The following is a 26,245-nucleotide window of genomic DNA, read 5'->3' as shown; positions in this document are numbered from 1 at the left end:
TTTTTTAAAATTTATCGTCAGGTAAAAAGTCTTAATTACCGGCTCGGAATACTCTCAGAGCGTTAACGCGCCCGTCCGACGCTTGGCTGGGACGGGGCGGAGACACATCAGACGTAGGGTACAATATCCACAGTCAGGCCGCTGCGCAGCAACTGCTCACGGCAGTCGTTCGGCAGACGATCGTCGGTGATAACACGATTGAAGCGCCCGGCTGGCCCAAGCGGATAGGGGTGCACCGCGCTGAATTTTGAGCTATCGCTGAGGATAATCGCTTCGCAGTGCTTCTCCAGAACGGCGTTAACCACGTCCGCACGCATCATATCGCGACCGGTAAAGCCGGTTTCCGCCTGCCAGCCATCGATCCCGATAAAGGCTTTACTGAAATGCACCTGCTGGATGAACTGGCGGGTCAGTGGGCCAACCATACTTTCACTGCGTTTCTGGTAAATCCCGCCCAGCAGGATCACCTCTCCCGGCGTCTCTTTCAGCAGATGGGCGATATAGCTGCTGACGGTGATGATGGTGATATCGCCGCGTTCGGCCAGGGTGCGCGCCAGCAGGGCGTTGCTGCTGCCGTTTTCGATAAATACCGTTTCGCCGGCATTCACCAGCGCCGCGGCGCGGCTGGCCAGTTCACGCTTAATGGCGAAATGGGTCATCATGCGGGTTTCGACATCTTCACTGTCCAGTGGGACGGCGTAGCCATGGGTGCGGCGCAGATAGCTCTGCTTCTCCAGCAGGTTCAGATCCTGACGGATGGTGACCTCTGAGACTCCGGTCATCTTCGCCAGATCGGCGACGCTCATGCGGCCTTTATCGATGACCACTTGCAAAATACTTTGTTGTCGGGCGTTCATAGCAACATCACTGTTAGGGGGCTATACGGCGAGCAACCGGTCAGCATCGCCGGTTGCGGCATGTGGGCGATAATCAGATTTCCCAGGGCGCTTTGGGTGGTTTGTTTTGCTCGGCGTCGTCTGCCGCCAGCGCCAGCAGCTCCGCTTTGAGGATCTCCAGATTATGGATCGCAGAGTGGTAATCACCGGCAACCAGAATATCCAGCACGGTATCGATACGTTGGGCGAGCAGGTGGGCATTCACATCTGACATGGCATTATCCTGGTAACAAAAACGAATGAAATCAATGATGCTAAAAATGGGTGAAAAAGAGAAGCGAAAAAAACGCACAACCTTAATCGGTGCGACGGAAATGGCGGGACAGGGAGGAAAGAAGGAGCGGTTCCCGGAGGAACCGCTGTGATGAGACGTCAGGCAGCCGGACGAGCAATGATGCTACGAGTTTCCATGCGGACTTCAGCGATAGTGACATCGATAACATCGGTCACTTTGTAGACCACTTCTCCCTTGATCTGCACGGTGCCGTTTTCCTGGCTGCAGACCAGTTCGTCGCGCACGGCGTGAAGGAACGGGGCCGGAATAAAGGCGACCGCGCCATTGTCCACCAGACGCACGCGCATCCCGCCGCGGCTGATGTCGATGATCTCCGCCGCAAAGCGGGTATCGGTGCCGGCTTTATCGTTGAGGAAACGGGCATACAGCCAGTCGGCGACATCGCGTTCGGCCATGCGGTTGAGACGACGGCGCTCCGCCATCTGCACGGTGGCTTCATCCTGCGGGCGCGCAATGGTTTCGCCTTTGATGATGGCCTTAAGCAGACGGTGGTTGATCATGTCGCCATACTTACGGATCGGCGAGGTCCAGGTGGCGTAGGCCTCAAGACCGAGACCAAAGTGCGGGCCCGGCTCGGTGCTGATTTCAGCAAACGACTGGAAACGACGTATGCGGCTGTCGAGGAAACCGGTCGGCTGGGCGTCCAGTTCGCGACGCAGCTTGCAGAAACCTTCCAGGGTGAGCACTTCCGTCGGATCAACGTGTACGTCGTGGGTCTTCAGCAGGGCAGCCAGCTGTTCGGTATTCGCCGGATCGAAGCCGGTGTGGACGTTATAAACGCCGAAGCCGAGCTTGTCGCGCAGAACGCGGGCGGCACAGATGTTGGCGGCGATCATCGACTCTTCGACAATACGGTTGGCAATACGACGCGGTTCCGCGACGATGTCCAGCACTTCGCCTTTTTCGCCGAGGACGAAACGGTAATCCGGGCGGTCTTTAAACACCAGCGCGTGGGTCTGACGCCATTCGCTGCGACGCTGACACACGTCCTTCAGCAGCGTAATTTGCTGCGCAATCGCCTCGCTGCCCGGCTGCCAGCTGCCGCGGCCTTCCAGCCAGTCAGAGACGTCGTCATAGGCCAGCTTGGCTTTCGATTCGATGGTGGCGGCAAAGAACTCGATGTTGTCTTCAATGGTGCCATCGGCCGCCAGGGTCATCCGGCAGGCCAGCACCGGGCGCACTTCATCGGCACGCAGGGAACACAGGTCGTCTGACAGTTCGCGCGGCAGCATCGGGATGTTGAAGCCCGGCAGATAGTTGGTAAAGGCGCGAACTTTTGCGGCGTTATCCAGCTTGCTGCCTTCGGCAATCCATGCGGTCGGGTCAGCGATCGCCACCGTCAGCAACAGTTTGCCGTCGGCGCCAGATTCGACATACAGCGCATCGTCCATATCTTCGGTGCTGGCGCTGTCAATGGTGACGAAGTCGAGGGCGGTCAAATCGCGGCGTGTCAGCCCTTCGTCAAGCATCTCGGTGGCGACGCCGTCCGGTGCCTCTTTTTCCAGATTATGGCGCGCCAGCGTTACCCACCACGGGACAAAGTGGTCGTCGCTGAAGGTGATGAACTGGGTCAGCTCCGCGTAAAACCCGCGGTCGCCTTTTAACGGATGACGGCGCATTTCAGCGACGGCCCAGTCACCCTGTTTGAAATCATGCTCAACGCCACGGGCGGCGCGGCAGGGAATGGCGTCTTTCAGCAGCGGATGGTCAGGAACGATAGCGAGGCGATCGTCTTTCTTCTGGACTTTACCGACGAAACGGGTCAGGAAAGGCTCAACCAGCGACTCCGGCTCGGCGCTTTCGCGTTCTTTTTCAGAATGGATCACCGCAACGATACGGTCGCCATGCATCACTTTTTTCATCTGCGGCGGCGGAATGAAGTAGCTCTTCTGAGCGTCCACTTCGAGGAAGCCAAAGCCCTTTTCCGTGCCCTTAACGACCCCTTCCGCGCGCGGCGTTTGGGAATGCAGTTGCTGTTTAAGCTGCGCTAGCAGCGGGTTATCCTGAAACATAATTAGGTATTTTCGTGGCTAAAAGAGCGGCTGACATTTTTACGCGATTATGCCTGTCGCAGCAAGCGCTGTTTCAGCAATTTACGTCTGCTGACGCACATTGCCGAGGGCGATTTTCAGACGATTCATCCAGCCGCACAGCCCGCTCCAGGTTAACAGATCGATCGCTTGTTCCGCTGAGAGTCCATATTCGCCGAGGGGTGTTAACTGGGCGGCGCTAAACCGGTCCGGGGAGCGGGTTAACAACTGTACCGCGGTAACGAGCGCGCGCGACTGAGGATGCTGCCCAAGCCAGCGATGGAGAGCCTGATCGCCCTCCCGTAAATGGCTGGCGAACGCTTCTTCACCGTGCCAGTGGGGGAGCCAGGCGTCAAAACAGGTGGCGCTGCCATTGGTGCGCGCGGTGAGTAAGGCGACCTGCGGGCCAAAGGTATCGTTGCCGCTGAGCTGGCGTAACAGCGTCTCCAGCGGCGCCATCAACTGCGGGTCGCAGGCCAGCAGCGGAGCCAGCGGGCCCAGGCCGGGCAGCGACTGCCAGCTGGCGATGCGCCGCTGGCGCTCGTCATCGGCATACTGCAGATCGGGATCTTCAATGTCGGTTTGCCACTCTCCCGGTGGGATGGCAAACAGGCCGGCGGGCGCCTCCTCTTGCTGCGGCATTCCGGGGATCCAGCGCACCGGGAAGCCCTGCGCCGCCTGCAGCACGGCAATCGCCCGCGCCTGGAAGCCGACAAAACCGATAATCTGGTTGATCAGGATAATATCCCGGCTGGTCAGGCCCACTTCGTCCAGCTGGCTGCGGGAAAGGGCGTTAATGACGGAGGGTGAACCGGCGAGCTGACGAGCGTATTGGGTGATCTGCGCCAGACGACGGTTGCTCTCGCGCGAAGAGTCGGGCCCCGGCAGGGGCGCCAGGCGGGCGGCATAGTGGTTACACAGCCGCTGGACGCCGTAGACCTGGGCGACGGTGAGCGCAGTGCTCAGGCGATCGTAGGCGGTAAAGGTTTGCAGGCGGCTTACCGGCACCTGGTCGGGAAACAGCCGCTCGGCGAGCTGGCGCGCGGGGCGTAGCCAGCCTGTGTGGGCGTGTAGCCAGGCGTCCGGCAGCGTCAGGTCCAGCAAAAAGCGGTCTTCAACATGGGCGGCTTCAGGGACGAGCGGCAGGACATCCACCGGGCAGATTGTTGACTGGGTTTCGTGATACCAGTGGTTTTTGCCATTCACGCGGCGTGGCTCCATGGGCTTTCCTTGTTCGGTATGTGGCGAACCGCCGTTCCGCGGATCGTTTATGCAGAACTATCCTGGCGTAACCCGGAAGCAGGAGAAAATATTGATACGTGCTAACAAATAGCCGATTGGAATAACAGGGGGAGCGCAAGGCCTGGGAAGGGAAAACCCTCCTCACCGGGGCGAGGAGGGGAAGGAACTTATTTCAGTTCCAGCTCGTTCATAGCGGCGATACTGAACCCGCCATCAACGTGAACGACTTCACCGGAGATACCCGCAGACAGGTTGGAGCACAGGAAGGCTGCGCTGTTACCCACGTCTTCAATGGTGACGGTGCGACGGATCGGGGTGACCGCTTCGCAGTGCGCCAGCATTTTACGGAAATCTTTGATACCGGACGCGGCCAGGGTACGGATCGGACCGGCGGAGATAGCGTTGACGCGAACGCCTTCCGGACCCATCGCGTTCGCCATATAGCGCACGTTCGCTTCCAGAGAGGCTTTCGCCAGACCCATCACGTTGTAGTTCGGGATCGCGCGCTCGGCGCCCAGGTAGGAGAGCGTCAGCAGAGCAGAATCCGGGTTCAGCATCGTGCGGCAGGCTTTAGCCATCGCCACGAAGCTGTAGGCGCTGATGTCGTGCGCGATTTTGAAACCTTCGCGGGTGACCGCGTTGACGTAGTCGCCGTCTAACTGGTCAGCCGGGGCATAACCGATAGAGTGGACGAAACCATCGAATTTTGGCCAGACTTTTTCCAGCTCGGTGAACAGCGCGGTGATGCTCTCATCTTCAGCAACGTCGCACGGCAGCACAATGTCAGAACCCAGCGCGGCAGCAAACTCTTCAACGCGACCTTTCAGTTTTTCATTCTGATAGGTGAATGCCAGTTCCGCGCCTTCGCGGTGCATTGCCTGCGCAATACCGTAGGCGATGGACAGTTTGCTGGCGACGCCAGTGATCAAAATGCGCTTACCGGAAAGAAAACCCATAGCTTTAATCCTTATCGTTATTGCTTATTTTTACTTTAACAATCATAACGTTAACATTGTTATTTCAAAATAACTCAAATTTAGCCGGGAATTATATCCCACTGACGACCCCTTGTGTCACGATATTTTTCAGCCGGCCCGCGCCGCGCGGGGCAAAAGCCGATCGCGATGGCTCAAGTATACCATTTTTCTCTGCTGACTATTTGAGCGCAATCGCCGCCAGCAGCAGACGCCCATCGGCGCTGAGAGGCCGCAACTCCCCCGGAGCATCGCCGTGCCAGCAGAGCCCGCTGCCGACGGCGCAGCGCCGTCCGGCCAGATCCCATTCACCCTGCAGCACATAAGCAACCCCGTCAGTGGCCGGTCGCTGCCGGTCGCTCACCACCTCAACCTGCGCGAGGGCTCGCCCGCGCTGGGTCATGACATTGAAGTCCAGTCCAGGCTCAACGATCCCGACGCTGGACAGCGCCCATTCGCCGGGGAACGCCCACGGCTGCCAGCGCGCCAGCGGATGGTCGATCTCCTCCCCGCGCAGCCGTAGCGGTTGCCCCGCCAGCAGGACGATCGTCCGGTCGACGCCGGGAAAAGGGGAGAATGGGCCATCGGCCTGCAGGGTGGCAATGCTCGCGCGCCAGAGAAAAGGTGCATCTACGGAAGGAACGGCGATAATTTCCCGGGTGGCGCCGGCGCCGTTCTTCCATGGCGTGACGGGCAAGGTAGCGTAATCAAAATAGGTGATCATAGTTTGCTCGGCGGAAGTCTGAAGTGGATAGTATTTGTTACACGTTTGTCTCAATGTTCTTACAAATTATTTACAACAGGGCTCACAAATCCATCATTGAGCGCGTGTGCGGGTTTGTCAATGCTTGTATATACATGAGCAGTCATCTGCGAATTATCTTATCGCCTTGACCAGAGCCATCATGACAAAACGCGATCGGGAGAATGAAAATGCAACAGCGTATTACTTTCCGCCAGGCCTGCCTGGTCACCCTGTTTTCGGGGCTACTGCTGTCTGGTGGCTCAACATACGCTAAAGAGTGGAAATCGATCACCATCGCTACGGAAGGCGGCTATGAACCCTGGAATCTAACCCTTCCCGGAGGGAAACTCAGCGGTTTCGAGCCCGAGCTTATGGCGAATTTATGCCAGCGGATGCAGATCGAATGCAAACTGGTGGTGCAGAACTGGGATGGCATGATTGCCGGACTTAACGCCGGAAAATATGACGTGATCATGGATGCTATCGTCGTCACCCCAGAGCGCTCGAAGGTCGTGGCGTTTACCCAGGCATACGCAGCCACGCCGGCCTCTTTCATTGCGGTAAAAGGGTCGCTGCTACCGCCTTCGCCAGCGGTCAAGCTTCATGATAATGAGAAAGAGATTCAGGCGGCGATTGCGCCGCTGCGCGCGGCGTTGAAAGGGAAAACCATCGGCATCGCGTCCGGCACCGTGTACACGCCGTTTATTGATAAGTATTTCAAGGATATCGCTGATGTCCGGGAATATAACAACTCAGCGGATGCGATCCTCGACCTGCAGGCTGAGCGCATCGACGCGGTGTTTGATGATATTACCTTTGCCAACACCACCCTGTCGCGCCCGGAGAATAGCAATCTGGCATTGAGCGGTCCGCTGATGAGCGGCCCAATCTGGGGAGGCGGTGAGGCGATGGGCGTGCGCCTCGCCGATACCGAACTCAAAGCGAAACTGGATAGCGCCATTCAGGCGGCGCTGGCCGATGGGACGGTAAAAAAACTGAGTGAGAAATGGTTTAAAAGCGACGTGACTCCCTGAGCGAGGCAACCATGTTAAATCTTCTGAGTTTGGGTGAAAACGGGTGGGGGACGCTGATCCTCAGCGCAACGCTGACTACGTTGCTGCTGTCGCTCGCGGCGCTGGCCGTCGGTGCGGGGGTGGGCGGCGTTATAGCCGCCGCGAAGCTGTCCCGCCACGCGCCAGCGCGCTGGTTCGGCGCCGCCTGGTCGGTGGTATTCCGCGGTATCCCTGAATTACTGGTGATCTATCTGTTTTATTTTGGCGGCTCAGGGATGATTTCATGGCTGGGGCGTCTGTTTGGCGCAGACGGCTTTATTGAGGTTCCGCCATTTCTGATTGGCGCTCTGGCGATTGGCTTGATCTCCTCCTCGTATCAGGCGGAAGTCTACCGTGCTGCTCGTCTGGCGCTGATGCCCGGGGAAGTGGAGGCGGCTTCCGCCATTGGCATGCCGCGCTGGCGGATCCTGCAGCGCATCCTGTTGCCGCAGATTGTCCGTTATTCGCTGCCGGGTTTGTCCAACGTCTGGCAAATGAGCCTCAAAGACTCGGCGCTGGTATCGGTGACCGGGATGGTTGAACTGATGCGCGCCAGCCAGATTGCCGCTGGCTCTACCCGCGATTATTTCCTGTTCTATCTCATCGGCGGCGGCTGCTATTTGATCCTGACGTTGCTCTCTAACCGCGCGTTTACCCGGGCGGAGAGCCGTCTGAACCGCGCCTGGCTGCGTCGCAGCGCCGCGCAGGCGTAAGGAGCCCATATGATTATCGATTTTGCCTTTCTCGGTGAGACGTTGTTGAAGCTCGGCGCGGCGCTGCCAGTGACGCTGGGGCTCTTTATCTGCTCTTTTTTGCTCGGCGGCGTGTTGGCTCTTGGCGTTCTGGCGCTGCGAATGAGCCGCTGGCCGCTGGCAAGCGGTTTCGCCAAAGGCTATATCCTGATCTTTCGCGGTTCGCCATTGCTGATCCAGTTGTTTCTCATTTATTACGGGCTGGGTCAGTTTGGGGTGATCCGCCACAGTTTCCTGTGGCCGCTGCTGCGCGAACCCTTTATCTGCGCCGTTCTGGCGCTGGCGCTCTGTACGGCGGCCTATACCGCGGAAATTCTGCGCGGCGGGTTGCTGGCGATACCGCCGGGCCAGATTGAAGCCGGCCAGGCTTGCGGTATGTCGCGCTGGCTGCTGCTGCGGCGGATCATTGCCCCGGTGATGCTGCGCTATGCGCTGCCAGCCTACTCCACGGAGGCCATTTTATTGGTCAAGTCGACGGCGCTGGCAAGCCTGGTGACCGTCTGGGACGTCACGGGGGTGGCCCAACAGATTATTCAGCGTACCTACCGGACGATGGAGGTATTCCTCTGCGCGGCGGCCATCTACCTGCTGCTCAATTTCATCATTGTGCAGCTGTACGCCCTGCTTGAACGGCGTTTAACCCCGCATACCCGGCAAAATCCGGCGACCGTGTCGCTCAAGCCGATAACCAAAGGAGAGTAAGATGCTCGATTCACGTCCGGTGACCTTATCGGTCAGCGATATTCATAAGTCCTTTGGCTCCCTGGATGTCCTGAAGGGGATCACCATCCAGGCGCAGCAGGGCGATGTCATTTCGATCCTCGGGGCCAGCGGCTCCGGTAAAAGTACGCTGCTGCGCTGCATTAACCTGCTGGAAACGCCCGATGCCGGAGTGGTCAGCGTCGGCGGCGAGACGATTGAAATGAAGCATCATGCCCGTGGGCATCGGCTGGCGGCGAACCCCCGGCAGATAGAGCGCCTGCGCTCGCGGCTGGGGATGGTCTTCCAAAGTTTTAACCTCTGGTCGCATATGACGGTTCTGCAGAATGTCATTGAGGGGCCGCATTATGTGCTCAAGCGGGACAAACGGACCTGCATTGAACAGGCTGAGCAGTTGCTGGAGCGAGTGGGGATGTTGAACCGAAAGGATTTCTATCCTGCGCAGCTCTCCGGCGGCCAGCAGCAGCGCGTGGCGATAGCCCGCGCGCTGGCCATGGAGCCGGACGTCATGCTCTTTGATGAACCTACCTCAGCGCTGGATCCCGAACTGGTCGGCGAGGTGCTAAAGGTGATGCGCAGCCTGGCGGAGGAGGGACGGACGATGCTGGTGGTCACCCACGAGCTGGGATTCGCCCGCCATGTTTCCAACCGGGTGGTCTTTATGCACCAGGGGACGATTGACTGCGACGGTGCGCCAGAGGCGCTGTTTGGCAGCCAGGGGTCCGCGCGCTTCAAGCAATTTATCTCCAGCCACCAACAGCCAGGACAGGTCGTATGAAAATGATCCAGTGGGGCGATGCGCCGATACGCTGGCAGGAGGTGGCTTGCGTTGCCCGGGGCGAGGCGACCTTGAGCCTCAGCGACAGCGCCTGGTCGCGTATCGCGCAAGGGCGGGCGATTGTCCAGCATATCGTTAAAGCCGGCCAGGTGGCCTATGGGATCAACACCGGGCTGGGGGCGCTGTGCAATATTACGCTGCCGGAAGCACAGCTACACCAGCTGTCGTGCAATACGTTGCTCAGCCACGCCTGCGGGGTGGGACCGTTGCTGGAGGTCGCCCCAACCCGGGCAATTATGTGCGCCGCGGTGGCCAATTTCAGCCACGGTAAATCCGGGATCTCCGCCGGGATAGTGCAGCAGCTGTTGGCGTTTTTGCAGCATGGCGTCACCCCTCAGGTGCCCTCCCAGGGGTCAGTTGGCTATTTAACGCATATGGCGCACATTGGCCTGGCCCTGATGGGGATTGGCGATGTGCTCTGGCAGGGGCGAACGTGGCCAGCGGCAGAGGTCCTGTCGCAGCTAGATCTGCAGCCCATCGCGCCGGGAGCGAAAGAGGGGCTGAGCCTGGTCAACGGTACGCCGTGCATGACCGGTCTGGCCTGTCTGGCGTTAGACGACGCCGAGCGCTTAATGAACTGGGCCGATGCAACCGGCGCGATGAGCTTTGAAGCGCTGCGCGGCCAGCTTGTGGCATTCGATGCCGAGATCCTGGCGCTGAAAGCCAGCCCCGGGATCCAGACCAGCGGCCAGCGGCTGCGTGAGCTGCTGGCGGACAGCCGTCTGCTGGCCGAAAGTGAAGGACTTCGCACCCAGGATGCGCTAAGCCTTCGCTCGATGCCTCAGGTGCATGGCGCCTGCCGCGATCAGTTTAGCCACGCGCAGACGCAGATAAATATCGAACTCAACGCCTGTACTGATAATCCGCTGATCCTGGGAACCGTTGAGCAGTGGCGGGTGGTCTCCCAGGCGCATCCGCACGGCGAATCGGTGGCGATGGCCTGCGATTTGCTGGCCATTGCCATGGCTGAGCTGGGCGCCATCGCTGAACGACGCCTTGACCGGCTGGTGAATCCTCTGGTGAGCGGGTTGCCGGCGTTCCTGGTCGCCCGACCGGGCGTGAATTCAGGCATGATGATTGCCCAGTACGTCGCCGCGTCGTTGTGCGCGGAAAACAAGCAGCTGGCGCAGCCGGCGGTGCTGGATAATTTTGTTACCTCGGGTCTGCAGGAGGATCATTTAAGCCTGGGCACCGGCGCAGCGCTGAAACTGCAGCGCCTGCTGGGCAACCTCTATCAGATCCTGGGCATCGAATATTTACTCGCCGCCCAGGGGCTCGATTTTCACGAGCCGCAGAAGCTGGCGGCGGGCACGCGCCGGGCGCGAGACCTGCTGCGCGAAAGCGTGCCTGGCTGGGAGGACGATCGCTGGCTGGCGCCGGACATCGCCAGCGCGGTGGCCATCCTTAAGCGAACCGCTGGCCACGCGCCGGCGTGAGGTCTGCGGGCGAGGTGAATGAGACGGCGCTATTTGCCGTCTTTGCGCCAGGCGTCGGCGGTGAGAGCCTCACCGAAGTGGCCGGCGATCAGGCGTCGGGTCAGGTCGTGCAACGGTGAGGCCAGCACATCGGCGGTGCTGCCGCGCTCAACCACTTCCCCGTTATGCATCACCAGCACCTGATCGCTGATGTGCTTCATCATTCCCAGGTGCTGGGTGACATAGATGTAAGAGATGCCCTGTTTCTCCTGCAGCTCCAGCATCAGGTTGATGAGCTGGGAACGCATCGACATATCCAGCGAGGCCAGCGCCTCATCGCAGACGATGACCTTCGGGCGCAGGATCAGCGCCCGGGCGAGGCCAAGACGCTGCTTCTGACCCGGGGCCAGCATATGGGGATAGTAGCTGACGTGGTCCGGCAGCAGGCCGACCATGCGCAGGGTGTCGATGATCTGTTTCTGCCGCGCTTCGGCGTCGAGGTCGGTATTCAGCCGCAGCGGAAAATCGAGGATCTGCGAGATGCGCTGGCGCGGGTTTAGCGACGTCGACGGATCCTGAAAGATCATGCGAATCTTCTGGCTGCGGTAGGAGTAATCCCCGAAGGTCAGCGGATGGTCATCGATCAGCACCTCGCCGCTGGTGGGCTCCACCATGCCGGCCAGCATCTTCGCGAGGGTGGATTTTCCGGAGCCATTCTCGCCGATAATCGCCAGCGTCTGCCGTTCGCGCAGGGTAAAGCTCAGCGGCTTAACCGCCTCCACCGTCTGGCGGTGAAACCAGCCGGTGCGATAGCGAAAGGTCTTACTGAGTTGGCGCACTTCCAGCAATGTTTCGACCATTTCACTCTTTCTCCATGTTCAGCGGGAAATGACAGGCGTACAGGTGATTGCGCGCCCCGGTAAGACGCGGGGTTTCAATACACTCGCGCTGGGCGTACGGGCAGCGCGGCCCCAGCCGACAGCCGATGGGCAGCTGCTCCAGCAGCGGTATCGCCCCCGGCAGGGTGTTGAGACGGCTTTTATGCGGCATGGCGCTGCCAAAATCCGGGATCGCGCGGATTAACGCCTGGGTGTAGGGGTGATGCGGCAGGGTGATCAGCTCTTCGCTGGGCCCGCTCTCCACCGTCTGCCCGCAGTACATGACGTTGATTTTATCCGCCCATTTGCTGAGCATCTGCAGATCGTGGCTGATCAGCAAAATGGTGGTGTTGTTGTTCTGGTTGAGCCGCGTCAGCAGGCGGATAATCTGCGCCTGCGTCGTGGGCTCCATGGCGTTAGTCGGTTCATCGGCGATCAGCAGGCGCGGTTGGTTGGCCAGGGCGATGGCAATCATCACCTTCTGGCACTCGCCTTCGGTCAGCTGATAGGGGAAGCTGCGCATGGCGTCTTTGTGATCTTTAATCCCGACGCGGTGCAACAGCTCGATGGCCCGACGTTTACGCCAGCCCAGCCGCTGCCACCAGCGGCCCTTGTAGGTCCAGCCAGGGATACTCTGGATCAGCTGCTGGCCGATGCGCTCAGAGGGGTCGAGGCACGACTGGGGCTCCTGGAATATCATCGACACGTTGTGGCCGATCAGTTTCCGGCGCTCGCGGTTCGACAGCCGCAGCAGATCGATGTCGTCGAAACGCATGCGGTCGGCCGTGACCCGCCAGTTGTCTTTTGTCACGCCGCAGATAGCTTTGGCGATCAGGCTCTTCCCGGAGCCGGATTCCCCCACCAGGCCACGGATTTCGCCTTCGGTCAGGGTCAGGCTGACGCGGTCGACGGCTTTTACCCAGCCTTCGTTGGTTTTGAATTCGATGGTTAAGTGACGAATATCGAGTAACGGCATTATTCTACCCCGGCAATGATCGCCCGGCGAATACCGTCGCCCAGCAGGTTGACCAGCAGTACGCTGAGCATAATCGCGGCCCCGGGCAGCATCACGGTCCACGGCGCAACATAGATAAGCTCCAGCGCATCGCCCAGCATCGCTCCCCATTCCGGCGAAGGTAGCTGAGCGCCGAGGTCAAGAAAGCCCAGCGCGGCAATATCCAGAATAGCCATCGACAGGGCGCGGGTGATCTCGGTCACCAGGCCGGAGGCGATATTGGGCAGGATGGCGAACAGCAGAATATTCAGCGTCGACGCGCCGTCGAGGCGGGCGGCGATAATGTACTCTTTCTCCAGCTCATCGTGGACCATGCTGTAGACGGAGCGCACCATGCGCGGCAGCAGCGCCAGCCAGACGGCAAACATCGCATGGCTGAGGTGCGGCCCGGCAAAGGCGACGACGATGATCGCCAGCAGCAGCGAGGGGATGGAGAGCAGGGTATCAAGGATATGGTTCATCACCGCCGAGCGCAGGCCGTGGGTCGATCCGGCAATGACGCCCAGCACCAGGCCAAACAGCGTGGCGCCGAGGGTGACGACAAAAGCGCCGCCGACGGTCGGCGCCGCGCCGCTCAGCAGTCGGCTGAGCACATCGCGCCCCAGGTCATCGGTTCCGAGGAAGAAAGAGACTTCCCCATAGCGCGACCACGATGGCGGCAGCAGCTGGTAGCCGAGGAACTGCTGGTCGATGCCGTAGGGGGCGAACCAGCCGCCGAAGACGCAAAGCAGCAGCAGCCCCGCGCAGCCGTACAGGCCGATCATCGCCGTGGTGTCGCCATAGAATTTACGCCATACGGTGCGCAGCGCGCCGGGCGGACGCTTTTCCAGATAAACGCTATCGTAGGGCATACCATTCCTTATGTTTCAGTGGGTTAGCCATGGCACCGAGAATATCGGAAATCACGTTGACAATAATCACCAGCGCGCCAATCACCATCACTCCGGCGGAGATCGCCGCGTAGTCCTGCTGACGAATGGCGTTGATAAGCCACCGGCCCAGCCCTGGCCAGCTGAACACCATCTCCGTGATCATCGCCAGGGTGAGCATGGTGGAAAACTGCAGGCCGAGGCGCGGGATCACCGGCGGCAGGGCGTTGTGCAGCACGTGGCGCAGTAAAATTTTGCGTCGCGAGACGCCGCGGGTGGCGGCCGCCTTGACGTAGTTGGTGTCATAGACTTCGCTGGTGCTAATGCGCATCAGGCGGATCACTTCGGTAGTGGGGGCTACCGCCAGGGTCAGCACCGGCAGCACCATATGCCGGGCGGCGCTGACGATCATCTCATGGCGCCACGGCGAGTCCGAAAGCCAGGCGTCAATCAGCGCGAAACCGGTGACGTTTTTCACCTCATACAGCAGGTCGAAGCGGCCGGAGACCGGAAGCCAGCCGAGGGTCAGGGAGAAGAAGAGGGTCAGGAGCAGCGCCAGCCAGAAGACCGGGATCGAGAAACCGACCAGCGCGACGGCGCTGATCAGGGTATCGGGCCATTTGTTGCGCATCACGCCGGCGATCATCCCCACCGGAATGCCAATCAGCAGGGCAAAGCCGAAGGCGAGGATGCACAGCTCCATGGTCGCCGGGAACACCTCGCGCAGCTGCTCGGAAATCAGCTGGCCGTTAATGCTGGAGACGCCAAAATCCCAGTGCAGCACCCCTTCAAACCAGAACAGCCATGCATTCCACAGGGTCGCGCCCTGCAGCGGGGCATGGGGAGTGAAGTAGCTCAGGCTAAAGCCGACAAAGGTCAGAAAAAAGAGGGTGACCAACAGCAGCAGCAGACGGCGCAGGGTAAAAATAATCATGGTTTTTTCACCTCTTCGGTTTTCTCCCGCGATACGCCAGCGAACGAAGCGTTACCGAAGGGGCTAAGCACCAGGCCTTTCATATCATAGCGATAGGCCTGCAACCGCAGCGATGAGGCCAGCGGCAGGACCGGCAGTTCACGAGCGAGGATGCGCTGGGCCTCTTTGTAAGCGTCCATCCGCGAGGAGAGCTGCTGCGAGAGCAGCGCTTTTTGCAGCACGTCATCGAATTCCCGGTTACACCAGTGGGCGAAGTTGGTTTGCGAGGCGATCGCCGCGCAGCTCAGCAGCGGCCGGAAGAAGCTGTCCGGATCGTTACTGTCCGTCGCCCAGCCGGAGAGCGTCAGGTCATGGTTCATGTCCATCAGCCGCGCCTCCTGGAAGCGCCCCTCCACCGGCATGATGATCACCTTGACGCCAATCTGCGCCATATCCGCCTGGATCAGCTCTGCTGTTTTCAACGGGCTGGGGTTCCACGCCTGCGAGCTGGTGGGAACCCACAGCTTGAGGGTCAGATTTTCCAGCCCCAGGGCCTTCAGGCGGGTACGGGCCTCCTGGGGATTATATTCGGTAATCTTAGCGTCGTTATCGTAGGCCCACGAGGCGCGCGGCAGCATCGACGCCGCCGTCTCCGCGGTGCCATAGTAGATAGACTGCATCAGGCGCTGGTTGTTAATGGCCAGCGCCAGCGCGTGGCGCACCTCCGGGTTGTCCAGCGGCGGTTTGGCGGTGTTGAAGGCCAGCCAGGCAATGTTCATCCCCGGACGCAGCGTCAGGCGCAGGCGCGGGTCGTCACGCAGGATCGTCAACTGGCTGGCGGCCGGCCAGGCCAGCACGTCGCATTCGCCGGTCAGCAGTTTCGACAGGCGGCCGGTTCCACCGGAGCCGAGGTCGACCACCACCTGCGGCATCAACGGTTTTCCGCGCCAGTAGCCGGGGTGGCGCTGCAGGCGAACATACTGCCCGGAGCGGTACTCCGACAGCTGGAACGGGCCGGTACCCACCGGCTGGCGATCGAGCTGTTCCTGACGATCGTCCTCCGTTAAGCGGGCGGCATATTCGGCGGAGGTAATCGACGCATAGTGGGTGGCCAGATGCCAGAGGAATGATGCATCCGGCCGCTTGAGGCGAAACTCCACGGTCTGATTATCGAGCTTGCGGACGCTCTCCACGCTGTCAGCAAACTGCAGGCTGTCGAAGTAGGGGAAGCTGCTGCCGTTGACGTTGTGCCAGGGGTGATCGCGGTTAAAAATGCGGCCAAAGGTGAAAATCACGTCATCGGCGTTGAAATCCCGCGTCGGGGAGAACCATGCCGTGCGTTGAAACGGGACGTGGCGGCGCAGATGAAAGCGGTAGGTGGCGCCGTTATCGAGGACTTCCCAGCTCTCCGCCAGCTCGGGGACCAGCCGATAGGTATAAGGGTCGACGTCAAGCAGGCGATCGTAGATCTGCGCGGCCAGCGTATCGACGATCAGGCCGCTGCTCACTTTCTGCGGATTAAAGGTATTAACCTGGCCGCTGACGCAATAGACGAAACCGCTGTCGCGAATATCGGCGCGGTCGGGGAGCGCAGGGGCGGCAAAAGCCTGCCCACACAGCAGGGAAACCGCTGCCAGGAGAGATGACAATTTCAGGCGCATATTTTCTGTTTGATTATAGAGTTGAACTCTATCTTATTAAGATTCATAGACATTCACCACCGCCTTCAACAAGCCTGAGGGATAATGCGGTTACCGGGTGCGTATAGTATTCAGTCAATTGATTAAAATAGTCGCGGAACCGAGTCTGTATAATGAAACATGGTAACTTTTTATCGCCGATATCGCCAGTCAGCTCTGTTTGGCCGCGGTTGACCGGACGGTGGAAGCGACGCTAACGCCGGGGATAAATTCAGTATAGCGGGGAGAAAGCAGAGGGTCCGACGGGCGGGTAACCCTACCCGTCGGATGTCATACAGGGGGGGACGTTTTTGTTTATCGTGACAACGTCACTTTTTGATAATCCATATCCCGCAAGTCCTCCAGCAGCCCGGGGCCGACCGGCTGCCACTGCAATCGCTCGCGAGTCCATGCCGAGCTGGCGCGCAGGTCAAGGGCGGTAAAGGGGGCAAACCAGCCGAACCAGGCGTCAGCCTGCGCCTCATCCAGCTGGGTCAGCGGCAGATTTAAGCCCCGGGCGATGACTGCGGCAATCTCCCGTAATGCGATCCCCTCTTCAGCCACCGCATGGTAGCGCTCGCCCGCAGCGCCCTGCAGCAGGGCGCTGACGTACAGGCGCGCGACGTCATCGACATGGGCGGCGGACCAGCGGTGGTTCCCCTCGCCGCGCAAGGCCACCGCGCCGCTGGCGACCGCGCGTTCGATATAGCTGGTCAGCAGCCCCTGGCGCACGGTGTCATGCACCTGCGGCAGGCGAACGACCCGGACGTCCACTCCCGCCTCCAGCAGCTGCTGGCCGGCAAGTTCTGAGGCGGTCCGCGGGCTGGGGTGCGCGGCGTTAAAGCACGACTCGCGGGCCGGGGCGCCGCTACCGTCGTCGCCCATCAGCGTGCCGGAGGTGATGACCAGCGGCCGCGCGCTGCCCCGCAGCGCCTGGCCCATGGTGAGGATCGCCTGGCGGTCTTTCTCGCAGTTGGCGGCAAAGCGGCTGAAGTCGTGGTCGAAAGCGGTATGGATCACCGCGTCGGCGCTCTCGACGCCCGCCAGCAGCGAATCCGGGGCGTCCAGCGTGCCGCGGCGCACCTCGACCCCTGCCGCTTCCAGGGCCTGCGCCGTGGCGTCGCTTCGCGCGAGGCCGATAACCTGATGGCCCGACGCCTGCAGCGCCGGAAGAATACGCGAGCCGATAAATCCGCTCGCGCCGGTAAGAAATATACGCATTATGAACCTCCTGGACGGGTTATCAGGCGTATCCTACCCGCGATGTCATACTATAAAAGTAGAGACATTATCGGGGTATAAATTCTAACAGGCAGACTTACAGGCAGATGATGAACACTTCTGACAATCATGCTTTAGGTGATTTTCTCCGCGCCAGGCGCCAGCGTCTCGACCCGGTAACGTTTGGCTTCCCGGCGGGACGCCGGCGCACGCCGGGCCTGCGCCGTGAAGAGGTCGCCCAGCTCGCCAGCATCAGCCCGACCTGGTATACCTGGCTTGAACAGGGGCGCGGCGGGGCGCCTTCCCGCGAAGTGCTGGAGCGGATCGCTCGCGGTTTGCGGCTGACCACCCCGGAGCGCGAACATCTGTTTATACTGGCCTTCGGCCATCCGCCGCAGACCCGTTTGACGATCACAGATGATATGACGCCGCGGCTGCAGCGGGTGCTCGATGCCTTCGCCATTCCGGCGATTATCCGTACCGCCAGCTGGTACGTGATCGCCTGGAACGCGGCGGCGGCCAGGGTGCTGACCGACTACGGCCAGCTGCCGCTGGCGGAGCGCAACGTGCTGCGCCGCCTGTTTACCCGGCCTGAGGCCCGCTGCACCCTGGAGGACTGGCAGACGGTGGGGCAGCTTATCGTTAATGCCTTTCGCGCCGACGTCACGCGGATGGGCGCCACGACGGAAACTGACCAGCTGATCGCGGAGCTCAGCCAGCAGAGTGTCGAGTTCGCCCGTTTCTGGCAAAGCCACGACGTCGCCGGCCACGGCGAGGGCTATAAGCGCATTCACCACCCGCAGATGGGCCCGCTCGATCTGGAGTTCACCTCTTTTGCCGTGGAGGGCCGCCCCGATCTGTCGCTGCTGGTTTTCAACCCGGCGACGACGGAGAGCCAGCGCAAAATTCACGGCCTGCTTCAGGCGTCGGGATCCTCATCGGGGGAGTACTGAGGGGTAAATTCGTACAGGGCCAGGGCGTTGCTCTCCAGCGAGTCGACCCGCAGCCAGTGGCCGTCGAGTCGGGCTTCCTCCACGCTGAGCGCCGGACGGGCCTGATGCATCAGCCACTGATAATCTTCGGCGTCGGGGCCGCTGCGGCTGCGAAAGGCGTCCACCAGCGGGAACAGCGCGCCGTGGTGCTGATCGAAGAGGTGCTGTTTGATGCGCCAGCGGCCCTTGAGCCCCTGCAGCCGCACATTGTACGGCTGGCTGAAGCGTTGAATAAAAGCCGCTTCGCTGGAGAGCCAGGGGTTATAGACCACCGTATTGCGCAGCAGCAGCTGGTAGTGCCCCTGGTGATGGAGCAGCAGCAGGTTTTTGTCGTGAAACAGGATCTCGCCGCGCAGCCGTCGCCAGAGCCACAGCACCCAGTAAACCGGGCGCGGCAGCCCGTGCAGATAGTGCAGCGCCAGGCTGGAGGTATCCAGCTTGCCGTTGGCGCGGGCTTCGCCCTGGAGGCCGGAGTTTAACCAGAAGCCCGCCAGCCAGACCTGGTCCGCGACCCCCAGCAGATTATCCATCAACAGCGCGCCGCGAAAAAAGCGCCCGTTGGTGTCCCGCGTATCGCCGGTCAGCGTATTCCACGAGAGCAGCCATAGCGGCAGGTTAAGCTGCCGTTGACGCAGGGCGCTGTGGATCTGTCGCAGCTTATGCGCCGGATAGTGCTCGCTGGAGGCCAGACTGCTGCTGTCCGCCTGAGCCAGATCCAGCCGTTCGTTGGCATCCGCCTGGCAGGCGAGAAAATCGGCTTCCGCCAGCAGCGGCGAGTGGAACAGCGGATCGTCCCCGGGCGCGCTGGCGGCAAAGCGGTGCCAGATCCCCAGCTGCGGCTGCGGCAGCAGACGGTGAAGAACCTCGCGCTGCTGCCGCCAGGCGGCCTGGCGGGCCGCTTCGCTGGCCTGCGGCGACCAGTGCCAGACAAAGCGCCAGCTGCTGAGCGTCGTCGGTGGAAAATGGTTGGCGGCGAGTTGCAGGAAGCGCTGCAGCAGATCGCTGCGGGTGGTGACCCCGGTATGCAGGATCACCTGCCAGCCCATCGCCGCCAGCCAGCTGAAGATCTGCTGCAGGTTGTACCAGCAGGCGTAGCCAGCCATCTGCGGATCGTCCCAGCCGGTGCCGAACAGGCGGCTGCTGAGAAAGGCATCGTTGATATCAATGGCATACACCGGCAGGGCGCGGTGCAACTGCTCCAGTTCGCGGCGCACGTCCTCCCGCAGCAGATCGTCCAGCTCGCGCACGGTCACCACCATCCGGGTATGGCGCAGCACCGCGGCGCGCGCCGGTCGCTGGTGCAGGTTGATCTCCCGGGTTTGCGGCGGATTGATCAACAGCGGCTGACTCTCCCGGTCGCGTTGTTCCGGCTCATTAAGGCGGGCGTAGAGCCGGTCCACGGCCACCGGCTGCCAGCGATCGCCCTGCGGCGGGCGCGGTCGGCCCGGCTCCCGGGGGGACCGCTCGCGATACTGGCGCGGCGTCACCCCATGGTGGCGCTTAAACAGGTCGCTCATCATCCGCGTGCTGGCGAACCCCTGCTCGCGGGCAATTTGCTGAACGGGTTTGCGGGTGGTTAACAGCTGATCGGCAGCGTGGCGCAGGCGCAGCGCGGTGAGGTACTGAACAAAACTGACGCCAACCTCCTTGTGAAACAGGCGTGACAGCCAGGCCTCGGAGACAAACTCGGCGGCCGCCACCTCCTGTAAAGAGAAACGGCGCTGATAGTTGGCGTCGATCCGCGCCACTACGCTGGCTATCCTCCGGCTCCATTTTTCAGCATCGCGCCGGGGCGTGAAGGCGATGGGCTGGCTGAAGCGCGTGGCCAGCAGCAGCGCTATCTCACTCAGCCAACGGTTGGCCTCCAGCCGGTAATGGCCGGGATGATTGACCAGGCCGCTCACCAGCAGCTGGCGCATCAGGCGGCGCAGGCCGTCATCGGCATCGCGGGTGCGCGGCGATATCTGGTAGTCGACGGCAAAAAAGGCGTTGTCGAGGCGGGCCAGCCAGCTGGCGGAGAGGGTCAGGACCATCACCGCGTTGCCCCCGGCGCTGCGCAGGCTCCAGCGACGGTTGCGGTTAACGATCGCCAGCCCGTCGATGGCAAGCTGCTGCGGCGCACCTTCCGCCTCCGCCAGATTTACGCTCCCCTCCAGCACCCACAGCAGCGTCAGCAGATCGCTCTCCGGCTGGCTTAGCTGACGCACATCGCGCACGGTGACGCTAAAGTCGCCTGAATGCTGCTCCACATGGGTCTCCTCTGTAGACAAAAAGCAACCGGTTGTTTTTTGTCATAACCGATATGTATGAAAAACACTCATTCATTTCTCGTCAATATAAAACAAAAAAGCGCGCCTGAAAGCTGTTTCACCCGCATAAACTCGAAAGTGTCGTGCAAACACAACACAGGAATAACAAAAATGACACATCCGTTGCTTGAAGCCTTGCAGGTCAACGAGGCGCAATTTATTGCCTTACGTCGCCGGTTCCACCAGCAGCCGGAGATCGGCTTTGAAGAGCATCAGACCAGCAGCGAGGTCGCCCGACTGCTTGGCGAATGGGGATACGAGGTTCATCGCGGCCTGGCGGGCACCGGGGTGGTGGGTACGCTGCGCGTCGGCCAAGGAAAAAAACGCCTCGGCCTGCGGGCGGATATGGATGCCCTGCCGATGCAGGAGCGGAGCGGGAAGCCGTGGGCAAGCCAGGTTGACGGGCGCTTTCACGGCTGCGGCCATGACGGGCACACCACCACGCTGCTCTACGCGGCTGAATATCTGGCGCGCACCCGCCAGTTTAACGGGACGCTGCAGCTGATTTTCCAGCCCGCGGAAGAGTTGCTGTACGGCGGGCGGGTGATGGTCGAGGACGGTCTGTTTGACCAGTTCCCCTGCGACGCCATCTTCGGCCTGCACAATATGCCGGGTCAGCCGCTGGGTAAAATCGGTCTGCGCGACGGGGCGATGATGGCCTCCTCCGATACGCTGCATATTGAAGTGAAGGGCGTTGGCGGCCACGGCGCGGTACCGGAGCATACGGTGGATGCCACGCTGGTGGCCTGCCATATTACCCTCGCGCTGCAGTCTATCGTCTCGCGCAATATCACCCCGTTTGAGCCAGCGGTCGTGACCGTCGGCAGCATCCAGGCCGGACATGCGCCCAATATCATTAACGATCATGTGTTGATGAAGCTCACGGTGCGCACCCTCAATGAGCAGGTACGCGAGACCGTGCTGCAGCGGATCCATGATATTGCTGTGGCTCAGGCGGAGAGCTTTAACGCCACGGCTACGCTGACCCACGTCAACGGCAGCCCGGTATTACGTAACGATCCGGCGGCCAACGCCATGGTGCGGGAGGTGGCCACAGCGCTGTTTGGCGCAGAGCAGGTGGGCGAGGTGAAGCCGTTTATGGGCAGTGAAGATTTCGCCTTCATGCTGGAGCAGCACCCCCATGGCAGTTATTTCACTATCGGCGCTGGCGACGAGCCGGATCGCTGCATGGTGCATAACCCGGGCTATGACTTCAACGACGCGCTGTTGCTTAGCGGCGCGGCGCTGTGGTGCGGCCTGACGGAACACTATCTGCGTTAATCACCGGAAACGGGAGGGCCATGCAATGAGCACTGTCACCGTAAGCGACACCCCCTATGTCGGCAGCGATCGTCTGCTGGTGGGGATTGTGCTGAGCGTTTTAACCTTCTGGCTGTTTGCCCAGTCGGTGATTAACGTCGTGCCGGCGATGAAAAGCAGTCTTGATATTTCCCTTGAGACCTTAACCCTGGCCGTCAGCCTCAGCGCGCTGTTCAGCGGCTGTTTCGTGGTGGCCAGCGGCGGCCTGGCGGACAAGTTTGGCCGCATGCGAATGACCACCCTCGGGCTGGGGCTGAGCATCGTCGGCAGCGCCATGCTGGTACTGGCCCAGGGGCCGGGGCTGTTCCTCGCCGGCCGGGTGCTGCAGGGGCTGTCGGCGGCGTGCATTATGCCGGCGACGCTGGCGCTGATTAAGACCTGGTACCAGGGGCGCGCGCGTCAGCGGGCGGTCAGCTTCTGGGTCATCGGCTCGTGGGGCGGCAGCGGCCTGTGCTCCTTCGTCGGCGGAGCTATCGCCACCGGCCTGGGCTGGCGCTGGATCTTTGTCTTTTCCATCGCCGTTGCCCTGGCGGCGCTGGCGTTACTGCGCGGCACGCCGGAGAGCCGCAGCGCCAGCGCCAGCCAGCAGAAGCTGGACGTTGGCGGCCTGCTGAGCCTTATCGCCGGGCTGGTGCTGGTGAATCTGTTTATCAGCAAAGGCCACGGCTGGGGCTGGAGCAGTCCGCTGTCGTTGAGCATGCTGGCGGGGGCGCTGATTGCTGGCGCGGTGTTTATTCGCAGCGGGCTGCGCAAAGGCGAGGCGGCGCTGATCGATTTTGCGCTGTTTCGCAACCGGGCGTACGGCGCGGCGGTGCTGTCGAACTTTCTGCTCAACGGGGCGATTGGCACCATGATGATCGCCAGCATCTGGCTGCAGCAGGGGCACCACCTGACGCCGCTGGAGAGTGGAATGATGACCCTCGGCTATCTGGTCACCGTCCTGGCGATGATCCGGGTCGGCGAGAAGCTGCTGCAGCGCTACGGCGCCCGGCTGCCGATGATGGCCGGCCCGGTGCTGACCGCCATCGCCATCGGCCTGATATCCTGCACCTTTCTCGATAAGGCGCTCTATATCGGCGTGGTGTTCGGCAGCAATGTGCTGTTCGGCCTCGGGCTGGGCTGCTACGCCACGCCGTCAACGGATACGGCGGTGGCCAACGCGCCGGAGAACAAAATTGGCGTCGCCTCGGGGATCTACAAGATGGGCAGCTCGCTGGGCGGGGCGATGGGGATTGCCGTGACGGCGTCACTTTTTGCGCTGTTTTTGCCGCTCGGTATGGCCCATGCCGCCCAGTATGCCCTGTGGTTCAACGCCGCCTTATGCCTGGGGGCGATGGCGGTGAGCGCGCTGCTGCTGCCGCGCGCCTCTCATAGCTGATGCTTTTTCAGCAGCGCGCGGAGCTGATGATAGGTTAACCCCAACAGCTCCGCCGCCTGCTTCTGATGATACTTCGCCTGCAGCAGACTCCGCTGCAGCAGGCGTTTTTCCTGCTGTAGCTGAAAATCGCGAAGATCCAGCGGCAGAGCGGGCAGTTCGTCCCCGGACGCGGCCTCCGGCACGGAGACGGCGGTCTGACGGAAAGGGTTGAGGATAATGGCGTCCAGCTCATGCTCGCTGTCGCCGTGGCGATAGACCGAGCGCTCGACGACGTTCTTCAGTTCACGAATATTCCCCGGCCAGCGGTAGCCGAGCAGCGTGGCGGTGGCTCGTTCGCTGAAGCCGGGAAACAGCGGCAGACCGAGCTCGCGGCACATCTGAATGGCAAACTGGTTGGCGAGCAGCATGATGTCGCTCTGCCGTTCGCGCAGCGGCGGGAGCTGCACCACGTCGAACGCCAGACGGTCGAGCAGGTCGGCGCGGAAATGGCCTTCCTCCACCATCCGCGGCAGGTCGGCGTTGGTGGCGCACACCAGCCGGACGTTGACCTGCAGCGGCTGGCTGCCGCCCACGCGCTCCAGTTCGCCATATTCAATCACTCTTAACAGCTTCTCCTGCACCAGCATCGGGGCCGTCGCCAGCTCATCGAGAAACAGCGTCCCGCCGTCGGCGCGCTCGAAGCGTCCGGGATGGCGCTTGCTGGCGCCGGTGAAGGCCCCGGCTTCGTGGCCAAACAGCTCCGAATCGAGCAGATTGTCATTCAGCGCCGCGCAGTTCAGCGAGATAAACGGCCCCTGCCAGCGGGCGGAGAGGTAGTGCAGACGGTTGGCGATAAGCTCCTTCCCGGTACCGCGCTCGCCGATGACCAGCACCGGTTTGTCCAGCGGAGCCAGCCGGGAAACCTGTTCCAGCACCTCGAGAAAGCTGTTGGCCTCGCCCAGCAAATTATCCTTGTACTGCGCCATGATGAATTTCGCCATTAAGTAGTGTGATTAACCAGGTGACTGTAGCAATGCCCTGCCTGTTTCGCAACCACTCTGTTTAAAATCAATAAGATAAAAAGTTGGCACGCCATTTGTATTAGCTAAGCCACAGGTGAATGCCTGCAACCAGAACTATGAGGACTGAAATTATGGGTATTTTTTCTCGTTTTGCCGACATCGTGAACGCCAACATCAACTCCCTGCTGGAGAAAGCCGAGGACCCGCAAAAGCTGGTGCGTCTGATGATCCAGGAGATGGAAGACACGCTGGTTGAGGTACGTTCCACGTCGGCCCGCGCGCTGGCGGAAAAGAAACAGCTGACCCGTCGTATTGAGCAGGCGGTCGCCCAGCAGGCGGAATGGCAGGAAAAGGCCGAGCTGGCCCTGCGCAAAGAGAAAGAGGATCTGGCCCGGGCGGCGCTGATCGAAAAACAGAAGCTGACCGACCTTATTGCTCAGCTGGACCACGAAGTGCAGCTGGTGGATGAAACGCTGGCGCGCATGAAGAAAGAGATTGGCGAGCTGGAGAACAAACTCAGCGAAACCCGCGCCCGTCAGCAGGCGCTGGCGCTGCGTCATCAGGCGGCGAGTTCGTCCCGCGATGTGCGTCGCCAGCTGGACAGCGGTAAACTGGATGAGGCGATGGCGCGCTTTGAATCCTTTGAACGTCGCATCGATCAGATGGAAGCGGAAGCGGAGAGCCACCGCTTCGGCAAGCAGCAGACGCTGGATCAGCAGTTTGCCGAACTGAAAGCGGACGATGAAATCAGCGAGCAGCTGGCGGCATTGAAAGCCAAAATGAATCAGTCCAACCAGTAAGTACGATTGCGCGGCGCGGCGTTGCGCCGCGGCTCACCCCCTGTAAGGAGTACACATGAGCATGCTTTTTCTCGCCATTCCGTTGACGCTGTTTGTGCTGTTTGTTCTGCCGGTCTGGCTGTGGCTGCACTACAACAATCGCGGCGCCAACGGGACGCTGACGCAAAATGAGCAGCAACGGCTGCTGCAGTTGACCGATGACGCGAAGCGGATGCGCGAGCGCATTCAGGCGCTGGAAGCGATCCTGGATGCCGAACATCCGAACTGGAGAGACAAATAATGGCTGGACTGGATCTGAATAAAAAACTGTGGCGTATCCCGCAGCGCGGGATGGTCAAGGGCGTCTGCGCGGGTATTGCTCAGCATCTTGATGTCCCGGTGAAGCTGGTGCGCCTGATTACCGTGCTGGCGATGATTTTTGGCCTCTTTTTCTTCGTCCTGGTGGCCTACATCATTCTGACCTTCGCCCTGGACCCGATGCCGGACAGTGAGCTTTACGGCCACAAAGCGCCGAGCAATGGCGATCTGCTGGCCGCCGTGGATGCCGAACTGGCCTCCGGCGAACAGCGTCTGCGTGAGATGGAACGGTACGTCACCTCCGACACCTTCACGCTGCGCAGCCGCTTTCGTCAGCTGTAAATCCTGTTGTTAACGAGTGAGGCAACGCATGAATAGCAAATGGCAACGCGCCGGGCAGCAGGTTAAGCCCGGCCTGAAAATCGTCGGTAAGCTGGCGCTGCTGACCGCGCTGCGTTACGGCCCCGCGGGCGTTGCCGGCTGGGCGGTCAAATCGGTCGCGCGACGGCCGCTGAAAATGCTGCTGGCGGTGGCGCTGGAGCCGCTGCTCAGCCGGCTGGCCAACCGCGTCACGCGCGGGATGAAATAACGCCGCCGTGGGGAAGGCGCAAAAG

26 protein-coding genes are annotated in these 26,245 nt (G+C 61.1%); 12 read left to right on the top strand and 14 right to left on the bottom strand.

Translation table 11 applies throughout. The annotated features are described in order from the left end of the window. Nucleotides 1-107: 107 nt before the first annotated feature. The 6 genes from ABLX76_RS00685 to ABLX76_RS00660 form a co-directional block, all read right to left on the bottom strand. A complete protein-coding gene (locus ABLX76_RS00685) occupies nucleotides 108-857 on the bottom strand; it encodes a DNA-binding transcriptional regulator YciT (RefSeq protein WP_023289340.1) in 750 nt (249 codons plus the stop codon). 73 nt (nucleotides 858-930) lie between these two features. Beyond that, entirely contained in the window at nucleotides 931-1,110 is a 180-nt protein-coding gene (locus ABLX76_RS00680) for a hypothetical protein (RefSeq protein WP_004203883.1), read from the bottom strand. 158 nt (nucleotides 1,111-1,268) lie between these two features. After that, nucleotides 1,269-3,203 (bottom strand): exoribonuclease II, encoded by a 1,935-nt coding sequence (locus ABLX76_RS00675; protein WP_023289341.1) that lies wholly within the window; start codon nucleotides 3,201-3,203, stop codon nucleotides 1,269-1,271. 81 nt (nucleotides 3,204-3,284) lie between these two features. Continuing rightward, a complete protein-coding gene (locus ABLX76_RS00670; RefSeq protein WP_060591015.1) occupies nucleotides 3,285-4,442 on the bottom strand; it encodes a carboxymuconolactone decarboxylase family protein in 1,158 nt (385 codons plus the stop codon). Between the two features lie 188 nt (nucleotides 4,443-4,630). Beyond that, a complete protein-coding gene (gene fabI / locus ABLX76_RS00665; RefSeq protein WP_023289343.1) occupies nucleotides 4,631-5,419 on the bottom strand; it encodes an enoyl-ACP reductase FabI in 789 nt (262 codons plus the stop codon). A 199-nt stretch (nucleotides 5,420-5,618) separates the two neighbouring features. Then, nucleotides 5,619-6,161, bottom strand: coding sequence for a HutD family protein (locus tag ABLX76_RS00660; protein ID WP_048297337.1), 543 nt, complete (start codon nucleotides 6,159-6,161; stop codon nucleotides 5,619-5,621). Nucleotides 6,162-6,370: 209 nt separating this feature from the next. On the opposite strand from ABLX76_RS00660, the gene ABLX76_RS00655 reads away from it, so the two are divergent. The 5 genes from ABLX76_RS00655 to hutH are packed head-to-tail and all read left to right on the top strand — an operon-like array spanning nucleotide 6,371 to nucleotide 10,980. Continuing rightward, on the top strand, nucleotides 6,371-7,216 hold the full coding sequence (locus ABLX76_RS00655) for a transporter substrate-binding domain-containing protein (protein ID WP_023289345.1): 846 nt from the start codon (nucleotides 6,371-6,373) through the stop codon (nucleotides 7,214-7,216). Between the two features lie 11 nt (nucleotides 7,217-7,227). After that, nucleotides 7,228-7,947 (top strand): ABC transporter permease subunit, encoded by a 720-nt coding sequence (locus ABLX76_RS00650; RefSeq protein WP_023289346.1) that lies wholly within the window; start codon nucleotides 7,228-7,230, stop codon nucleotides 7,945-7,947. Between the two features lie 9 nt (nucleotides 7,948-7,956). Beyond that, the gene (locus ABLX76_RS00645; protein WP_023289347.1) at nucleotides 7,957-8,688 is read left to right on the top strand and encodes an ABC transporter permease subunit; all 732 of its coding nucleotides are present in this window, start codon (nucleotides 7,957-7,959) and stop codon (nucleotides 8,686-8,688) included. Between the two features lies 1 nt (nucleotide 8,689). Further along, nucleotides 8,690-9,484 carry an ATP-binding cassette domain-containing protein gene (locus ABLX76_RS00640; RefSeq protein WP_017900863.1) on the top strand — a complete coding sequence of 265 codons (795 nt, stop codon included), beginning with the start codon at nucleotides 8,690-8,692 and terminating at the stop codon, nucleotides 9,482-9,484. Next, nucleotides 9,481-10,980, top strand: a complete 1,500-nt coding sequence (hutH, locus tag ABLX76_RS00635) for a histidine ammonia-lyase (protein ID WP_348873752.1) — start codon at nucleotides 9,481-9,483, stop codon at nucleotides 10,978-10,980. The genes ABLX76_RS00640 and hutH overlap by 4 nt, the downstream gene beginning before the upstream one ends. 29 nt (nucleotides 10,981-11,009) lie before the next feature. Here hutH and sapF read toward each other — a convergent pair whose 3' ends face one another. The 6 genes from sapF to ABLX76_RS00605 all read right to left on the bottom strand — a co-directional run bounded on the left by sapF (nucleotide 11,010) and on the right by ABLX76_RS00605 (nucleotide 17,537). Beyond that, the gene (sapF, locus tag ABLX76_RS00630) at nucleotides 11,010-11,819 is read right to left on the bottom strand and encodes a putrescine export ABC transporter ATP-binding protein SapF (protein WP_004203898.1); all 810 of its coding nucleotides are present in this window, start codon (nucleotides 11,817-11,819) and stop codon (nucleotides 11,010-11,012) included. Nucleotide 11,820: 1 nt separating this feature from the next. Then, nucleotides 11,821-12,813 carry a putrescine export ABC transporter ATP-binding protein SapD gene (gene sapD / locus ABLX76_RS00625; protein ID WP_023289349.1) on the bottom strand — a complete coding sequence of 331 codons (993 nt, stop codon included), beginning with the start codon at nucleotides 12,811-12,813 and terminating at the stop codon, nucleotides 11,821-11,823. Then, a complete protein-coding gene (gene sapC, locus ABLX76_RS00620) occupies nucleotides 12,813-13,703 on the bottom strand; it encodes a putrescine export ABC transporter permease SapC (RefSeq protein ID WP_004151901.1) in 891 nt (296 codons plus the stop codon). Before sapC ends, sapD begins: the two co-directional genes overlap by 1 nt. Next, entirely contained in the window at nucleotides 13,690-14,655 is a 966-nt protein-coding gene (sapB, locus tag ABLX76_RS00615) for a putrescine export ABC transporter permease SapB (protein WP_017900865.1), read from the bottom strand. Before sapB ends, sapC begins: the two co-directional genes overlap by 14 nt. After that, entirely contained in the window at nucleotides 14,652-16,295 is a 1,644-nt protein-coding gene (sapA, locus tag ABLX76_RS00610; RefSeq protein ID WP_348873750.1) for an ABC transporter substrate-binding protein SapA, read from the bottom strand. The genes sapB and sapA overlap by 4 nt, the downstream gene beginning before the upstream one ends. A 333-nt stretch (nucleotides 16,296-16,628) precedes the next feature. After that, nucleotides 16,629-17,537, bottom strand: coding sequence for an SDR family oxidoreductase (locus ABLX76_RS00605; protein ID WP_171878887.1), 909 nt, complete (start codon nucleotides 17,535-17,537; stop codon nucleotides 16,629-16,631). A gap of 107 nt (nucleotides 17,538-17,644) precedes the next feature. On the opposite strand from ABLX76_RS00605, the gene ABLX76_RS00600 reads away from it, so the two are divergent. Beyond that, on the top strand, nucleotides 17,645-18,487 hold the full coding sequence (locus ABLX76_RS00600; RefSeq protein WP_348873879.1) for a helix-turn-helix transcriptional regulator: 843 nt from the start codon (nucleotides 17,645-17,647) through the stop codon (nucleotides 18,485-18,487). On the opposite strand, the gene ABLX76_RS00595 is transcribed toward ABLX76_RS00600, so the two are convergent. After that, complete coding sequence (locus tag ABLX76_RS00595; RefSeq protein ID WP_348873748.1) at nucleotides 18,454-20,775, bottom strand: helix-turn-helix domain-containing protein; 2,322 nt, start codon at nucleotides 20,773-20,775, stop codon at nucleotides 18,454-18,456. The two genes, ABLX76_RS00600 and ABLX76_RS00595, sit on opposite strands and share 34 nt — an antisense overlap. Nucleotides 20,776-20,946: 171 nt before the next feature. Between ABLX76_RS00595 and ABLX76_RS00590 the strand changes: the two genes are divergently transcribed. Next, nucleotides 20,947-22,116, top strand: coding sequence for a M20 aminoacylase family protein (locus tag ABLX76_RS00590; RefSeq protein ID WP_023289354.1), 1,170 nt, complete (start codon nucleotides 20,947-20,949; stop codon nucleotides 22,114-22,116). 25 nt (nucleotides 22,117-22,141) lie between these two features. After that, nucleotides 22,142-23,533: an MFS transporter gene (locus tag ABLX76_RS00585; RefSeq protein ID WP_023289355.1), complete on the top strand. Its 1,392-nt coding sequence runs from the start codon at nucleotides 22,142-22,144 to the stop codon at nucleotides 23,531-23,533. On the opposite strand, the gene pspF is transcribed toward ABLX76_RS00585, so the two are convergent. Beyond that, nucleotides 23,524-24,513: a phage shock protein operon transcriptional activator gene (gene pspF / locus ABLX76_RS00580; protein ID WP_192870666.1), complete on the bottom strand. Its 990-nt coding sequence runs from the start codon at nucleotides 24,511-24,513 to the stop codon at nucleotides 23,524-23,526. The genes ABLX76_RS00585 and pspF overlap by 10 nt on opposite strands. 152 nt (nucleotides 24,514-24,665) lie before the next feature. On the opposite strand from pspF, the gene pspA reads away from it, so the two are divergent. The 4 genes from pspA to pspD are packed head-to-tail and all read left to right on the top strand — an operon-like array spanning nucleotide 24,666 to nucleotide 26,220. Beyond that, nucleotides 24,666-25,334, top strand: coding sequence for a phage shock protein PspA (pspA, locus tag ABLX76_RS00575; protein WP_004203910.1), 669 nt, complete (start codon nucleotides 24,666-24,668; stop codon nucleotides 25,332-25,334). A 55-nt stretch (nucleotides 25,335-25,389) separates the two neighbouring features. Beyond that, a complete protein-coding gene (pspB, locus tag ABLX76_RS00570; protein WP_023289357.1) occupies nucleotides 25,390-25,614 on the top strand; it encodes an envelope stress response membrane protein PspB in 225 nt (74 codons plus the stop codon). Continuing rightward, a complete protein-coding gene (pspC, locus tag ABLX76_RS00565) occupies nucleotides 25,614-25,973 on the top strand; it encodes an envelope stress response membrane protein PspC (RefSeq protein ID WP_004203911.1) in 360 nt (119 codons plus the stop codon). Before pspB ends, pspC begins: the two co-directional genes overlap by 1 nt. Nucleotides 25,974-26,001: 28 nt before the next feature. After that, nucleotides 26,002-26,220 carry a phage shock protein PspD gene (gene pspD / locus ABLX76_RS00560; RefSeq protein WP_002901915.1) on the top strand — a complete coding sequence of 73 codons (219 nt, stop codon included), beginning with the start codon at nucleotides 26,002-26,004 and terminating at the stop codon, nucleotides 26,218-26,220. The last annotated feature ends 25 nt before the right edge of the window (nucleotides 26,221-26,245 follow it).

The sequence above is a fragment of the Klebsiella sp. JB_Kp004 genome (assembly GCF_040065795.1).
GTDB classification, from domain to species: Bacteria; Pseudomonadota; Gammaproteobacteria; order Enterobacterales; family Enterobacteriaceae; genus Klebsiella; species Klebsiella quasipneumoniae.
This window is presented reverse-complemented; position numbering and strand designations above follow the sequence as displayed.